Source organism: Burkholderia sp. BCC1644 (genome assembly GCF_902833225.1).
Classification (GTDB): Bacteria; Pseudomonadota; Gammaproteobacteria; order Burkholderiales; family Burkholderiaceae; genus Burkholderia.
In genome coordinates, this window is sequence record NZ_CADFEI010000003.1 from 397,871 (window position 1) to 411,442 (window position 13,572).

A 13,572-nucleotide genomic window follows, 5' to 3' on the forward strand; every position below is an offset into this window, starting at 1 on the left:
CAGTGTTCCTTATGGAATGACGTATGTCGTTGAAGGTGTCAGGCTGCACGCGACGCCGCCGCTGGCGGCAGGTCGAAGAAGCGCAACGCGTTGCCGCCGAGGATCTTCGCTTTCGCGGTGTCGGACAGATCGGGATGCTGCTCGACGAGCGAGCCGATCCGCTGCTCGCCGAGCGGGAACGGATAGTCGGAGCCGAGCATCACGCGGTCCTCGCCCATCGTGTCGACCAGCAGGCGCAGTGCGCCGCGATCGAACACCGCGCTGTCCACATGGAAGCGGTCGAGATAGCTGACGGGCGGATGCGGGCAGTCCTCGCGCACGACGTCTCGCTGCTCCCACGCGTTCTGCACGCGGCCGAGCAGGAATGCGAAGCTGCCGCCGCCGTGCGCGAAGCACAGCTTCAGCGCGCGCGGAATCCGCTCGAACGCGCCGGACAGGATCAGCGACACCATGCTGAGCTGCGTCTCGGCCGGCATCGCGACGAGCCATGGCAGCATCCATTTCTTCATCCGGCCGTCGGTCATCATGTCCCACGGATGCACGAGCACCGGAATGCCGTCGTTCGCGCAATGCGTGAGAAATGCGACGAGGTGGTCGTCGTCGAGATCGAGCGGCCCGAGATGGTTGCCGATCTGCACGCCGCGATGGCCGGCGCGATGCGCGCGCGTCGCTTCGCGGCACGCGAGCTCGACATCCTGCAGCGGCACCTGCGCGAGCGCGAACATCCGGCCCGGTGCATGCGCGCACAGTTCGAGCGCGCGGTCGTTCATCCGCATTGCCCAGTCGCGCGCATCGTGCGGTGCGCTGTCGTAGCCGAACATGACGGGCGTCGCACACATCAGCTGGATCCCGATGCCGAGCGCGTCCATCTCGGCGACGCGCGCTACCGGGTCCCACAGCGCGCGGTAGACCGGGCGGAACGCGCGCTCGCCCGTCATGATCATCCCGTGTTCGCCGTCCGCGTCGATGCGCAGCCACGGCGCGCGCTGCGCGTCGAGGCGCGCGGCCTCTTCCCGCGAGATCGCCGGGAAGAAGTGCGAGTGCATGTCGATTCGAAGTGTCATCGTCGTTGTGTCGGTGTAGGGGCGTGGCGGGCTCAGGCCGCCTTGCCGGAATGCAGGTCGCCGCAGTGCCCGCAGCGGCGCAGCGTGTCCGACGCATAAAACGCGTCGAACAGCGGCGGAAGATCCGCGACGATGCTCTTGAGCTGCACCTCGACGCGATGGACGAGATGCCCGCACGCGTCGCAATACCACTCGAAGCCGTCGACGACGCCGGCCGGCCGCTGGCGCTCGATCACGAGGCACGCACTGCCGGCTTCCGGGCGCTGCGGTGAATGTCGCACGTGCGGCGGCAGCAGGAACATGTCGCCCTCCTTCAGGTCGACGCGCTCACGCTTGCCGTCGATCCACAGGTGCAGGTACGCGTTGCCGCGCAGCTGGTAAAAGAATTCCTCGAACGGATCGTCGTGATAGTCGGTGCGGTGATTCGGGCCGCCGACGACGGTCACGATGAAATCGCTGTCCTGCCACACTTGCTGGTTGCCGACCGGCGGCTTCAGCAAGTGCGCATGCTCGTCGATCCAGCGCAAGAAATTGAACGGGTTGCCGTACTTCAGCATGGTTGTCTCCTCCGGGCGGGTGACGTGTCACGCCAACCCGCCGTGCATGTCATCGCTTCGGCGCGTACGCGATCGCCTTCATCTCGATCAGCAGATGCGGATGCGGCAGTTGGTGCACCGCGACCGTCGTGCGCGTCGGGCCGGTCTCGTCGAAATACTCGCCATACACTGCGTTGTAGCCGCCGAAATCGTTCATGTTCACGAGGAACGACGAGATCTCGACGAGCGACGACAGGTCGGCGCCTTCGCTGCGCAGGATGTCGCGGATGTTCTCGATCACCGTGCGCGTCTGCTCGCGAATATCGAGCTGCACGGTGCCGAGCACATCGGCCGACGCGCCGGCGATCGTGTTGTCGGGCCGCCGCGAACTCGTGCCCGACACGAACAGGAAGTCGCCTGCACGCGTGATGTGCGGAAAGCGGCCGCGCGGCGTGGCCTTGCCGGGCACGACACGGCCCTGGATCGATTGGTCTTGGTTCATGATGGTCGAGTGGTGGTGAATTCGGTACTGCCGAGCCCATGCACCGTGCAGTGCACGTGCGCGCCGGCAGGTAACGCGGCGGCGGCCGTCGCGGCGCCGGCCATGATCAGCGAGCCGGCCGGCAGCACGAGCCCGCTCGCCGCGATCAGGTGCGACGCCTGCACGACCGAGCGCAGCGGATCGCCGAGGATCGCGGCGGTCGAGCCCGTCTGGACCACGCGACCGTCGATCCGCATCACGACACCCGCGTTGCGCAGCCCGTCGAAACGCGTGCTCCACGGGCCGATCGTCAGGCCGGCCGACGAGCAGTTGTCGGCCACCACGTCCTCCAGCGTGAAGCGGAAATCGCGGTAGCGCGAATCGATGATCTCCATCGCGGGCGCGACGGCCTCCAGGTAGCCGGCCACTTCCAGCAGCGTCAGCGGCCGGTCGATGTCGCGACGCGTGAGGAAGCACACTTCCGGCTCGACGCGCGGATGGATGAAGCGCTCGAGTGCGACGTGCCCGCCGTCCTCTTCCAGCATCGTGTCCGTGAGCCAGCCCCAGATCAGGCTGTCGACGCCCATCTGGACCATCTTCGCGCGGCTCGTGAAGCCGAGCTTCACGCCGACCATCGTCTCGCCGCGATCGATGCGGCGTTCGATCGACGCACGCTGGATCACGTACGCCTCGTCGAGCGAGAACGCGGCGCCGGTCGTCAGCTGCGCGATCGCCTCCGCGTGGCGCGCGGCGTCGTCGACGCGAGCCGCCAGCCTGTCGAGATCGGTCATGCGGCCTCCCGTGCCTTCAGCATGTCGAGCGCGACGTCGACGATCATGTCTTCCTGTCCGCCGACCATGCGCCGCCGGCCGAGTTCGACCATGATGTCGAACGCCGACAGCCCGTATTTCGCGGCGGCCGCTTCCGTGTGACGCAGGAAGCTCGAATACACGCCCGCATAGCCGAGTGCGAGCGTCTCGCGGTCCACCCGCACCGGGCGCTCCTGCAGCGGCCGCACGATGTCTTCCGCCGCGTCGATCAGTTGCTTCACGTCGCAGCCATGATTCAGCCCGAGGCGGTCGACCGCCGCGACGAACACTTCGAGCGGCGCGTTGCCGGCGCCCGCGCCCATCCCCGTCAGCGATGCATCGATGCGGTCGCAGCCGTGTTCGAGCGCGACGATCGAGTTCGCAACGCCGAGCGACAGGTTGTGGTGCGCGTGCATGCCCGTCTGCGTGGCCGGGTCGAGCACGGCCTTCAGCGCATCGAAGCGCGCGGCAACGTCGCGCATGCCGAGTGCGCCGCCCGAATCGACCACATACACGCACTGCGCGCCATAGCTTTCCATCAGCTTCGCCTGTTGCGCGAGCGCGTCGGGCGACGTCATGTGCGACATCATCAGGAAGCCGACGGTATCCATCCCGAGTTCGCGTGCATACGCGATGTGCTGCTTCGAGATGTCGGCCTCCGTGCAGTGCGTTGCGATCCGCACGATGCGCGCTCCGGCGTCGTACGCGGCACGCAGGTCGTGCACGGTGCCGATGCCCGGCAGCAGCAGCGTCGCGACGCGTGCGCGCTTCACCGTACCCGCTACCGCCTCGATCCACTGCAGGTCGGTATGCGCGCCGAAGCCGTAGTTGAAGCTCGAGCCCGACAGCCCGTCGCCGTGCGCGACTTCAATGCTGTCGACGCCCGCGTCGTCAAGCGCGCGTGCGATCGCGACGGCGCTGTCGAGCGAATACTGGTGACGGATCGCATGCATGCCGTCGCGCAGCGTCACGTCCGACAGATGGATTTTCTTCGTGTGGTCGGTCATCGCCGATCTCCCGTCAGGCTGCCACGCGGCTGGCCGCGATCTGTTCCGCGGCCGCGAGCGCGGCCGACGTCATGATGTCGAGGTTCCCCGCGTACGACGGCAGGTAATGTGCGGCGCCTTCGACTTCGAGGAACACGCTGACCTTCAGCCCCGTGCGGCGCTCGCCCGCGTCGAATGCGAGCGGCTGCGCGGCCGTATAGCGGTCGAACTGCACGGCCTGCTTGAGCCGGTAGCCGGGCACGTAGCTCGCGACCGCATCGACCATCGTGCGGATCGAATGCTCGATCGCCGCGGTGTCGGCGTGTTCGTCGGTCAGGCAGTACACGGTGTCGCGCATCATCAACGGCGGCTCGGCCGGGTTCAGCACGATGATCGCCTTGCCGCGCGCGGCGCCGCCGACTGTCTCGATCGCCTTCGACGTCGTTTCGGTGAATTCGTCGATGTTCGCGCGCGTGCCGGGGCCGGCCGAGCGGCTCGAGATCGACGCGACGATCTCCGCGTAATGCACGGGCGCGACGCGCGACACCGCATGCACGATCGGGATCGTCGCCTGGCCGCCGCAGGTCACCATGTTCAGGTTCGGCGCGTCGAGATGTTCGAACAGGTTGACGACGGGCACGACGAACGGGCCGATCGCGGCCGGCGTCAGGTCGATCACCTGCACGCCGTGACGGCCGAGCACCTCCGCGTGGCGTGCATGCGCGCCGGCCGACGTCGCGTCGAACGCGATCCGCACGTTCGCGAACCCGGGCATCGCGACGAGGCCGTCGATCCCGCCGGCGGTGGTCGCCACCCCGAGCCGCGCGGCGCGCGCGAGGCCGTCGGAGGCCGCATCGATGCCGACCATCGCGGCCATTTCCAGATGCTTCGCCTGGCGCAGCACCTTGATCATCAGGTCGGTGCCGATGTTGCCGGAGCCGATGATGGCCACGGCGAGCTTGTCGAGGTCTTTCATCATTCACGCTCCGGTTGGGTGGAGAAATACGCGCTCACGCTGCCGAGCCCGTCGATCCGCGCGGTGAACACGTCGCCCGGCTGCACGCCGACCATCGGCCCGAGCGCGCCCGTCAGCACGATGTCGCCGGCCCGCAGCGGCGCGCCGACGCGCGCCATCGTGTTCGCGAGCCACAGCGCCGCATGCAGCGGATTGCCGAGGCACGCGACGCCCGCGCCGACGCTCACCGGCTCGCCGCGCCGCTCCATCGCCATCCCGCACTGGATCGCATCGAACGCGCCGACTGTCACCGGCCGGCTGCCGAGCACGAACAGGCCGCTCGACGCGTTGTCCGCAACCGTGTCGGTCAGCCGGATGTCCCAGTTCGCGATCCGGCTGCCGACGATTTCGATCGCGGGCAGCGCATACGCGGTCGCGCCGATCAGGTCCGCCATCGTGTGCCGTTCGTGCGGCAGGTCGCGCTCGAGCACCAGCGCGATCTCGGCCTCGACCTTCGGCTGCTGTGTGCGCACCAGCGCGATCTCTTCGCCGTCGGCCACCGCCATGTCGTCGAACAGCATCCCGAAGTCGGGTTGATCGACGCCGAGCTGCTTCTGCACGGCCGCCGACGTCAGGCCGATCTTGCGGCCGACGAGCCGGCGCCCCGCCGTACGCTTGCGCGCGGTGTTCGCGCGCTGCACCGCATAGGCGGCATCGAGCGCATCGCCGCCAAGCGCCGCGATCGCGTCGCGTACCGGCGCGCACGGCACGCCGTCTCGCTCGGCCGCCCACAACGTGTCGGCGATCGCCTGCACTGCATTCCGGTCGAATTCGCTCATGCGACCCTCACGCAGACGTTGGTGGTTTCGGAGTAGAAATCGAGGGAATGGCGGCCGCCCTCGCGGCCGATGCCCGACAGCTTGGTACCGCCGAACGGCGTGCGCAGGTCGCGCACGAACCATGCGTTCAACCACACGATGCCCGTCTCGATCCGCTTCGCGACGCGGTGGCCGCGTGCCAGGTGCGTCGTCCACACGCTGGCGGCCAGGCCGTATGCGCTGTCGTTCACGCGGCCGATCACTTCGTCCTCGCTGTCGAACGGCGCGACGTGGCACACCGGCCCGAAGATCTCCTCGGTCACGCAGCGCGCGGTGTCGGGCAGCCCGGTCCAGATCGTCGGCTGCACGAACGCGCCGTCGTCGCGCGCATCGCCGAACGCCGGCACGTCACCACCCGTCACGACCGTCACGCCTTCTTCGACGGCCAGCCGGAAATACGACAGCACCTTGTCGCGATGGCCGCGCGAGATCAGCGGCCCCATGGTGGTCGCGGGATCGTCGGGTGCGCCGACGCGCAGCGCTTCGGTGCGCGTTTTCAGCGCGGCGACGAAGCGCTCGAAGATCGGCCGCTCGACGTACACGCGCTCGCTGCACAGGCATACCTGCCCGGCGTTGGTGAAGCTCGACTTGACGATGCCGTCCACCGCCGCGTCGAAATCGGCGTCGGCAAACACGACGGCTGCATTCTTGCCGCCGAGTTCGAACGAGATGTCCTTCACGCCGTCGGCGACGGCCTTCATGATCGCGCTGCCGGTGCGCGATTCGCCGGTGAACGTGATCGCGTCGATGCCGGGGTGGCGCGTGAGGAATTCGCCAGCGGCGGCCGGCCCGTGGCCATGCACGAGGTTGAACACGCCGCGCGGCAGGCCGACGGCGTCGATCACTTCGGCCAGCAGCGTCGCGGAACCGGGCGTCTCTTCCGACGGCTTCGCCACGACGCAGTTGCCCAGCGCAAGCGCCGGCGCGACCTTCCACGTGAACAGCAGCAACGGCAGGTTCCAGGGCGAGATGATCCCGACCACGCCGAGCGGCTTGCGCGTCACGTAGTTGAGGTACTGCGCGCCGTCGGCCGTCTGCGATTCGAAGCAGTCGTCGCCGGCCGTGCGGACGAGGTCGGCGAACGTACGGAAGTTCGCGATGCCGCGCGCGATGTCCAGCGAGCGGGCCTGCGCGAGCGGGCGGCCGGTGTCGGCCACTTCGGCCGCCACGAAATCGTCGAAGCGCGCCTGGATGCCGTCGGCAATCCGGTGCAGCCAGTCGGCCCGCTGCGCGGGTGTCGTGTCGCGCCAGCCGGCCGCCTGCGCGGCGCGTGCCGCGTGCACGGCCGCGTCGACGGTCGCCGCGTCGGCCTCGCATACGCGGGCGATTTCGCGGCCGTCGACGGGGCTCGTATCCGCGAAGGTCTGCGCGGTCTCGACGAACGCGCCGTCGATGTAGTGTCGCAACAACCGCGGCGGGCGCGCGGCGTCAGTCATTTCTCGATTCACAACGTCTCCTGCTCGTATGGACTGTCAGCAGGAGTCTAGGGAAGCCGCGCGAGAAGCGACAATCAAACATTCGGCGCTGGCTATGCTAAACGGGAATACCCGTGCGAGCCTTGCGCCGCAACGGTTCCAGCCCGGCGCTCAGGTTTCCTCCGGGCACTCCTGCACCGCTTCCTTCAGGCATTCGACGAACGCGCGGCACGCGGCGCTCTGCTCCTTGTTCGAGCGCACCGAGAATCCGACCGTGCCGAACGCGCCGGCTTCGGGCAGGTCGAGCACGCGCAGCAGCCCGGCCTGCGCGAACTGCCGCGCGGCGACGCGCGGCATCAGCGCGATGCGCGGCGTGTCGAGCAGCAGCCCGATGTTGGTGAGCAGCGACAGCGATTCCACGATGTCGATCGGCAGCGGCAGCCCCGCCGCGCGAAACAGCTGCTCGGCCGCGAGCCGCGACGGCGAATCGGGCGTCGGCAGGATCCACGGCGCATCGACCAGCTCGCGCAGCGACGGCGCCGGATCGGGCACGGGGCCATAGCCGTTGCCGACCACCGCGCACATCGATTCGTCGAACAGCGCTTCGTGCGTGAGCGGGAACGCACTCGCGATCGGCAGCTCGCGCTCCGGCAGCCGGCCGACGACGATGTCGAGATCGCCGGTGGCTAGCGCCGGGAACAGGTGCGCGGTCGTGCCTTCGCGCACGGTCACCAGCACGTGCGGCGTGCGCGCCTTCAACATCGCGATCGCGCGCGGCAGCAGCCGCGCGGACGCCGAGATCAGCGTGCCGACGATCACGTGGCCGCTCGTGCCGAGCCGGAAATCGTTCAGCTCGTCGGTCATGTAGCGCAGCTCGGCCATCAGCGACTTCACGCGCCGCCCGAGCAGCAGGCCGAGCTCGGTCGGCACCACGCCGCGGTTCGAGCGCGAGAACAGCGCGCCGTCGAAGCACGATTCGAGTTCGTGGATCACCTTCGTCACGGCCGGCTGCGTGAGCCGCATCTCGTTGGCCGCGCGCACTACCGAGCGCGTTTCCAGCACACGCTCGAAAATCATCAACTGGTTCAGCTTGAGCCGGCGGATCAGGGAGATCTCGCTGAGCGGATTCGCGTCCATGTCTGCTTCGTCGTCGAAAAAAAGGGGAATGACGGACCCTAACAACTTTACGTCCGGCGTGCATCGGGAGATGCACGGCCGGTACCTCTCCCCTGTATCAGTAGACGCCCATCATCGCGGACAGCTCCGCCACATACTCGCCATAACGCGGGTCGCGCTTGATCTCGTCCGGCTGGCGCGGCCGCGGCAGGTCGATCTTCACGTCGTGCAGCACGCGGCCCGGGCGCGCGGACATCACCAGCACGCGATCCGACAGGAACACGGCCTCGTGAATGCTGTGCGTGACGAGCAGCACCGTCAGCGTACTCTGCTGCCAGATGCGCAGCAGCTCGACGTTGAGCCGGTCGCGCGTCAGTGCGTCGAGCGCGCCGAACGGCTCGTCCATCAGCATCACGCGCGGCTCCAGCAGCAGGATCTGGCCGATCGCCGCGCGCTGCCGCATCCCGCCCGACAACTCGTGCGGGTAGCGGTCGACGAACTGCGCGAGGCCGAGCGTGTCGAGCAGCGCGGGCAGCCGTGCGTCGACGTGCGCCCGCGGCAGGTTGCGCAGCTTCGCGCCGAGCCGGATGTTCGCGCCGACGGTGAGCCACGGCAGCATGTTGCTGGTCTGGAACACGACACCGATGTCGGGATGCGGGCCGGCCACGGGCGTGCCGCCGACGCGGATCGACCCGGCATCGCACGGCACGAGCCCCGCGACCATCCGCAGCAGCGTGCTCTTGCCACAGCCGCTCGGCCCGAGGATCGACACGAACTCGCGTGGTTGCACGCGCATCGATACCTGTTCCAGTGCGCTGAACGCATCGGCGCCGCCGCGCGCCGCGAAGCGCTTGCCGGCCTGCTCGACGGCGATCAGCGCATCCGCGCGGGCGTCGTCCTGGAGGGGCGCCGCCGTCGCGCCTTCGGAAACGGAAGCGCGCCGCACCGGACGCGCGAGATTGACGATCGTCATCAGGCCGTGACTCCTCTCCACCAAACTGCACGCGAAACCAGATCCACCGCACCGTAGAACAGCATCGCGAGCGCGGTCACCATCAGGATCGCCGCAAAACACAGCGGCGTTTGCGCATTCGACGTCGCGAACACGATCAGATGCCCGAGTCCCGCTTCCGCACCGATGAATTCGCCGACGATCGCGCCGATCACCGCCAGCGGCATCGCGATCTTCAGGCCGTCCATCAACGCCGGCAGCGCCGCGGGCAGGCGCAGGTGCCAGAACGTGTGCGCGGCCGACGCGCCGAGCGCGCGGAAATGCTCGTCGAGATGACGCGGTACGCCCGCGAGGCCGCCCATCGTCGCGACGACGATCGGGAAGAACGCGAACAGCACGGCCGCCGCGAGCTTCGACGCGAAGCCGTAGCCGAACCAGACGATCAGCAACGGCGCGAGCGCGATCTTCGGCATGCTCTGCAGCGCGGTCACGAACGGCAGCACCGTGCGCCGCACGAGGTTCGACGCGCTCGCGAGCAGCCCGATCGCGAGGCCGCCGGCCACCGCCAGCGCGAAGCCCGCGAACACTTCCCATGCGGTCGTCAGCGTGTCGGCCAGCAGCTGCGCGCGCATCTCCCAGCCGGCCGCAAGCACCGACGACAGCGACGGCAGCACGTATTCGCGCGTGCCGGTCCAGCGCACGCCGAATTCCCATGTGAGGCCGACGACCGCCCAGAACGCGGCCGCTTCGATCAGCCGCTTCATGCCGGGTCTCCTTCCGGCGCGTGGCGTGATGCTTCCGCATCGTCGGCGGCAGCCACGGCCGGTGCGGCCGGCGCATTGCCGCGCGACTTCTCCGCGACGAGATGCGGCGGCGGCGGCACGACGAAGCGCGCGAAGCGGTACTGGTCGAACGATTCGATCGTGCGCTCCCACACCTGCGGCTCGCGTGGATCGCGTTCGCCGATCTGCTCCATCTCGCAGTAGACCTCGACGTTGTTGCCGTCCGGGTCCTTGAACACCAGGAACAGGTTGTTGCCGGGCCCGTGCCGCCCGATCCCGCGCACGATCTCGACACCGTGCGACTGCAGCACTTTCACCGAGCGTTCCATCTCCTCGACACTGTCGACCAGGTACGAGAAATGTTCGAGACCCGGGCGCGAATAGCGCGGCAGATCATCGAAATCGGGCGAATCCTTCGGCAGCTGCGCGAGCGCGAGATCGTGGTGATCGGTACCCGCGCGCAGGAACACCATCTGGTCGCCGATCCAGTCGGACACCTTCAGGCCCATCACTTCCGTATAGAACTTCGCAGACCGATGGATATCCCGCACCATCAGCACCATGTGTCCGAGCCGCCTGGGACGCAAGCTGTTCATTACCGTTCTCCTGTGTGCCCACGCGCCGCGCGGGCCGGGTTGGATCGCCGGCGGCGGCTCGCTGCCGCCGCCGCGATCCCGATCGGGTTACTTGACGAAGCGATTGGTGTACAGACTGCCGGCCTTGACCGTCGTGCCGAGCGCAAACGCGCGCGACACGAAGCCGAGCGTCGCGTCGATGCGTTCGGGCCGCAGCCAGCCGAGCTGGTGGCCGGACGCGTCGTCGGTAATCAACGCATTGGTCTCGTCGATCTGCTCGCGCAGGATCGTGCGGTCGAGCAGCGGATTGCGCGACACGATTGCATCGACCGCGTCCTGCGGCCGGTCGCGCATCAGCGCATAGCCGCGATACGTCGCGTCGACGAAGCGCTTCACGACGTCCGGATGCTGTGCAGCGTACGCATCGGTCGTCACGATCCCGCTGCCGAGCATGTCGAGCCCGAGATCGCGGTACGTGACCTTGCCGAGTGTCTGCCCCGCGCGCCGCGCAAACGCAGCCTGCACCGGCAGGCTCGCACCCTCCCAGCATTCCGACAGGTCGATGCGTTTCTGCAGCAGCGCGGTATTGATCACGGCCGGATCGAGCCGCACGAGGCGGATCGCGCCGGGCGCCATCCCGTTCTGCTTCAGCCATGCCGGCACGATGTTCTGCACCGCCGACGCGTTGCCGCCGCCGAGCGACAGCCCCGCGAGATCCTTCAGCGACTTCGGCTTGAAGCCGGGCCGCTCGAGATAGCACATCGCACCCGGCCAGCGCGTGTTGATCGCGCCGACCAGCACCGTATGGCCGCCATGCGCGCGATTCAGGATCACGCTGACCGGGTCGCCGTAACCGAACTCGAACAGCCCTTCGTCGACTTCGTTGACGGTCCGCTGGCCGCCGTAGCCGCGCTGCACCGTCACGTCGAGGCCGGCGTCCTTGTAGAAGCCCTTCGCCTGCGCGACCAGGATCCCGCCGGTGCTGCCCTGCGGCAGCCAGGCGAGATTGACGCGTACCGCGTCGGCCGCCTGCGCGGCCGGGGCCGCGGCCCACAGGCCCGCGGCCAGCACCGCGCCGCGCGCCAGCGCTTGGATGCGCTCAAACATGTCCTCCTCCTGTCTTGTCGAGTTCGGGGCCGGGCCGGCGCGGCACGCGCGGCTTACCCGCGCACCAGCGGGTTTTCGATCGAGCCGATGCCGTCGATCGATGCGACCATCACGTCGCCCGGCTGCAGATAGATGCCACGCCCCATGCCGACGCCCGTCGGCGTGCCGGTCGCGATCAGGTCGCCGGGCTGCAGCGTCAGGATCGACGACAGGTAATGGATCTGCTCCGCAATACTGAAGATCATCTCGCCGGTATTGCCGTCCTGCATCGTTTCGCCGTTGACGGCCAGCCGCATCCGCAGGTTCTGCGGTTCGGCGATGCACGCGCGCGGCACGAGCCAGGGCCCGAGCGGACCGAAGGTATCGAAACTCTTGCCGCGAAACCAGTCGTGCTTGAACGGATAGTCGGTGCGGCGATTCAGGTCGCGTGCGCTCACGTCGTTCAGGATCGTGTAGCCCGCGACGTAGTCGAACGCGTCCTCCACGGCGATGTGGCGGCCCGGCCGGCCGATCACGACGGCCAGCTCGACCTCCCAGTCGACGCGCTCGGCCTGCGGCGGCATCACGACGTCGGCGAGCGTCGGCACCACGCTCGTCTCGGCCTTCATGAACATGTACGGCGAGCTTTCCTCGCGCGGCGCGAGTTCGGTGCCCATCTCGCGCGCATGCTCGTAGTAGTTCGACGCGGCCGCGAAAATCCGCCGCGGCGCATACGGCACGTGCAGCCGGTAGCCTGCCAGCGGCTGCACGTCGAGCCGGCCGGCGGCGATCTCGCGCGCGGCCGCCTCGAGGCGCGCGACGGTCTGCGCACCGCGCAGCGGCCAGTCCGCGACCAGCGTGTCGACGTCGAGCGGCGCGTCCTCACCGCCCGCCCGCTGCAGCACGGCCTGCGCGTCGTACAGCGCGCCTTCCATCGCGAGCCCCGCCGCGACGCGGCCATTCAGTTCATACGTTGCGATACCGAACCAGATCACGGTTGTCCTCTTTTGTCGTCGTCAGGAGGGGACGAGTGACGCGTATACAATAGATCACTCGTGTATTCATTTGATATTTCTCGTATACTCCTATCGGGTCGGAAACGAATTCCGCGTACACTGCGCGGCGGGTCCGGTCCGGCGCCGCGCGTCGCAAATTGAGCGGCTCCGGCGGCGGGCGCATAATGGGCCGGCCCGGCGGCCGAGGCGTCCCGCGCGGGTTCCGGCCGGCAGGCGCTGCCGACCGCGATGTCCACACCACACACGACACGATGACCACGCTCTCTTCCAAGATCTATCGCCTGCTGTTCGACGAGATCATCGACGGCACGCTCGAACCGGGCCAGAAGCTCGAGGAAATCGCGCTTGCCGAGCGGTTCAACGCGTCGCGCACGCCGATTCGCGAAGCGCTGCGCGAGCTGGCCGCACGCGGCATGGTCGAGCTGACGCCGCGCAAGGGCGTGGTCGTCGCGCAGTTCAGCCTCGACGAACTCGCCGACATGCTCGAAGCGATGTGCGAACTCGAGGCGCTGTGCTGCCGGCTCAGCGCGCAGCGGATGAGCGTCGTCGAGAAGAAGCAGCTCGAGGAGCTGCAGATCGAGATGAACGAGGCGATCGCGCGCGGCGACGAGGCCGATTACTTCCAGCTCAACCGCGAATTCCACGAACTGATCTGCAAGGGCGCGCAAAGCAAGTCGCTCGCGTCGATCATCGCGGTGCAGCGGCAGCGCCTCGCGGGCTTTCGCGCGGCGCAGCCCGCGTCGCCGAAGCGCTTCGAGGCAGCCACCGACGAGCACCGCGAGATCGTCGATGCGATCCTCGCCGCCGAGCCCGAGCGCGCGTACAACGCGATGCGCGACCACACCGCGCGCCTGTCGATCGTCGTGCTCGGCCGGCTCAAGCGCCAACGCAACGAGCGCGAATCGATCTGACGGCAAACCG

The 13,572-nt window shown here is 68.3% G+C and carries 15 protein-coding genes; 1 reads left to right on the plus strand and 14 read right to left on the minus strand.

Annotated elements, in window-relative coordinates; translation table 11 throughout:
• Positions 1 to 38: 38 nt before the first annotated feature.
• The 14 genes from HWX87_RS08265 to HWX87_RS08330 all read right to left on the minus strand — a co-directional run bounded on the left by HWX87_RS08265 (position 39) and on the right by HWX87_RS08330 (position 12,630).
• Entirely contained in the window at positions 39 to 1,064 is a 1,026-nt protein-coding gene (locus HWX87_RS08265; protein WP_176046669.1) for an amidohydrolase family protein, read from the minus strand.
• A gap of 32 nt (positions 1,065 to 1,096) precedes the next feature.
• Entirely contained in the window at positions 1,097 to 1,621 is a 525-nt protein-coding gene (locus tag HWX87_RS08270; RefSeq protein ID WP_176046670.1) for a 3-hydroxyanthranilate 3,4-dioxygenase, read from the minus strand.
• 49 nt (positions 1,622 to 1,670) lie between these two features.
• Complete coding sequence (locus tag HWX87_RS08275) at positions 1,671 to 2,102, minus strand: RidA family protein (RefSeq protein WP_176046671.1); 432 nt, start codon at positions 2,100 to 2,102, stop codon at positions 1,671 to 1,673.
• On the minus strand, positions 2,099 to 2,872 hold the full coding sequence (locus tag HWX87_RS08280) for a fumarylacetoacetate hydrolase family protein (RefSeq protein WP_176046672.1): 774 nt from the start codon (positions 2,870 to 2,872) through the stop codon (positions 2,099 to 2,101). The genes HWX87_RS08275 and HWX87_RS08280 overlap by 4 nt, the downstream gene beginning before the upstream one ends.
• Positions 2,869 to 3,897 carry a 4-hydroxy-2-oxovalerate aldolase gene (gene dmpG, locus HWX87_RS08285; RefSeq protein WP_176046673.1) on the minus strand — a complete coding sequence of 343 codons (1,029 nt, stop codon included), beginning with the start codon at positions 3,895 to 3,897 and terminating at the stop codon, positions 2,869 to 2,871. Before dmpG ends, HWX87_RS08280 begins: the two co-directional genes overlap by 4 nt.
• A gap of 13 nt (positions 3,898 to 3,910) precedes the next feature.
• Positions 3,911 to 4,855: an acetaldehyde dehydrogenase (acetylating) gene (locus tag HWX87_RS08290; protein ID WP_176046674.1), complete on the minus strand. Its 945-nt coding sequence runs from the start codon at positions 4,853 to 4,855 to the stop codon at positions 3,911 to 3,913.
• On the minus strand, positions 4,852 to 5,670 hold the full coding sequence (locus HWX87_RS08295; RefSeq protein ID WP_176046675.1) for a fumarylacetoacetate hydrolase family protein: 819 nt from the start codon (positions 5,668 to 5,670) through the stop codon (positions 4,852 to 4,854). Before HWX87_RS08295 ends, HWX87_RS08290 begins: the two co-directional genes overlap by 4 nt.
• Complete coding sequence (locus HWX87_RS08300; protein ID WP_176046676.1) at positions 5,667 to 7,145, minus strand: 2-hydroxymuconic semialdehyde dehydrogenase; 1,479 nt, start codon at positions 7,143 to 7,145, stop codon at positions 5,667 to 5,669. Before HWX87_RS08300 ends, HWX87_RS08295 begins: the two co-directional genes overlap by 4 nt.
• Positions 7,146 to 7,295: 150 nt before the next feature.
• Positions 7,296 to 8,261, minus strand: coding sequence for a LysR substrate-binding domain-containing protein (locus tag HWX87_RS08305; protein WP_176046677.1), 966 nt, complete (start codon positions 8,259 to 8,261; stop codon positions 7,296 to 7,298).
• A 97-nt stretch (positions 8,262 to 8,358) separates the two neighbouring features.
• The gene (locus HWX87_RS08310; protein ID WP_176046678.1) at positions 8,359 to 9,213 is read right to left on the minus strand and encodes an ABC transporter ATP-binding protein; all 855 of its coding nucleotides are present in this window, start codon (positions 9,211 to 9,213) and stop codon (positions 8,359 to 8,361) included.
• Positions 9,213 to 9,956, minus strand: coding sequence for an ABC transporter permease (locus tag HWX87_RS08315; RefSeq protein WP_176046679.1), 744 nt, complete (start codon positions 9,954 to 9,956; stop codon positions 9,213 to 9,215). The genes HWX87_RS08310 and HWX87_RS08315 overlap by 1 nt, the downstream gene beginning before the upstream one ends.
• Positions 9,953 to 10,570: a VOC family protein gene (locus HWX87_RS08320; RefSeq protein WP_176046680.1), complete on the minus strand. Its 618-nt coding sequence runs from the start codon at positions 10,568 to 10,570 to the stop codon at positions 9,953 to 9,955. The genes HWX87_RS08315 and HWX87_RS08320 overlap by 4 nt, the downstream gene beginning before the upstream one ends.
• A gap of 87 nt (positions 10,571 to 10,657) precedes the next feature.
• Positions 10,658 to 11,656 carry an ABC transporter substrate-binding protein gene (locus HWX87_RS08325; RefSeq protein WP_176046681.1) on the minus strand — a complete coding sequence of 333 codons (999 nt, stop codon included), beginning with the start codon at positions 11,654 to 11,656 and terminating at the stop codon, positions 10,658 to 10,660.
• 53 nt (positions 11,657 to 11,709) lie between these two features.
• Positions 11,710 to 12,630 (minus strand): fumarylacetoacetate hydrolase family protein, encoded by a 921-nt coding sequence (locus HWX87_RS08330; RefSeq protein ID WP_176046682.1) that lies wholly within the window; start codon positions 12,628 to 12,630, stop codon positions 11,710 to 11,712.
• A gap of 272 nt (positions 12,631 to 12,902) precedes the next feature.
• Here HWX87_RS08330 and HWX87_RS08335 point away from each other — a divergent pair, with 272 nt between their 5' ends.
• The gene (locus HWX87_RS08335; protein ID WP_059242390.1) at positions 12,903 to 13,562 is read left to right on the plus strand and encodes a GntR family transcriptional regulator; all 660 of its coding nucleotides are present in this window, start codon (positions 12,903 to 12,905) and stop codon (positions 13,560 to 13,562) included.
• Positions 13,563 to 13,572: the final 10 nt, after the last annotated feature.

Coding starts and splice junctions, on each gene's coding strand:
- HWX87_RS08265 (WP_176046669.1), bottom strand. CDS start 1,064: ATGACACTTCGAATCGACATGCACTCGCACTTCTTCCCGGCGATCTCG.
- HWX87_RS08270 (WP_176046670.1), bottom strand. CDS start 1,621: ATGCTGAAGTACGGCAACCCGTTCAATTTCTTGCGCTGGATCGACGAG.
- HWX87_RS08275 (WP_176046671.1), bottom strand. CDS start 2,102: ATGAACCAAGACCAATCGATCCAGGGCCGTGTCGTGCCCGGCAAGGCC.
- HWX87_RS08280 (WP_176046672.1), bottom strand. CDS start 2,872: ATGACCGATCTCGACAGGCTGGCGGCTCGCGTCGACGACGCCGCGCGC.
- dmpG (WP_176046673.1), bottom strand. CDS start 3,897: ATGACCGACCACACGAAGAAAATCCATCTGTCGGACGTGACGCTGCGC.
- HWX87_RS08290 (WP_176046674.1), bottom strand. CDS start 4,855: ATGATGAAAGACCTCGACAAGCTCGCCGTGGCCATCATCGGCTCCGGC.
- HWX87_RS08295 (WP_176046675.1), bottom strand. CDS start 5,670: ATGAGCGAATTCGACCGGAATGCAGTGCAGGCGATCGCCGACACGTTG.
- HWX87_RS08300 (WP_176046676.1), bottom strand. CDS start 7,145: ATGACTGACGCCGCGCGCCCGCCGCGGTTGTTGCGACACTACATCGAC.
- HWX87_RS08305 (WP_176046677.1), bottom strand. CDS start 8,261: ATGGACGCGAATCCGCTCAGCGAGATCTCCCTGATCCGCCGGCTCAAG.
- HWX87_RS08310 (WP_176046678.1), bottom strand. CDS start 9,213: ATGACGATCGTCAATCTCGCGCGTCCGGTGCGGCGCGCTTCCGTTTCC.
- HWX87_RS08315 (WP_176046679.1), bottom strand. CDS start 9,956: ATGAAGCGGCTGATCGAAGCGGCCGCGTTCTGGGCGGTCGTCGGCCTC.
- HWX87_RS08320 (WP_176046680.1), bottom strand. CDS start 10,570: ATGAACAGCTTGCGTCCCAGGCGGCTCGGACACATGGTGCTGATGGTG.
- HWX87_RS08325 (WP_176046681.1), bottom strand. CDS start 11,656: ATGTTTGAGCGCATCCAAGCGCTGGCGCGCGGCGCGGTGCTGGCCGCG.
- HWX87_RS08335 (WP_059242390.1), top strand. CDS start 12,903: ATGACCACGCTCTCTTCCAAGATCTATCGCCTGCTGTTCGACGAGATC.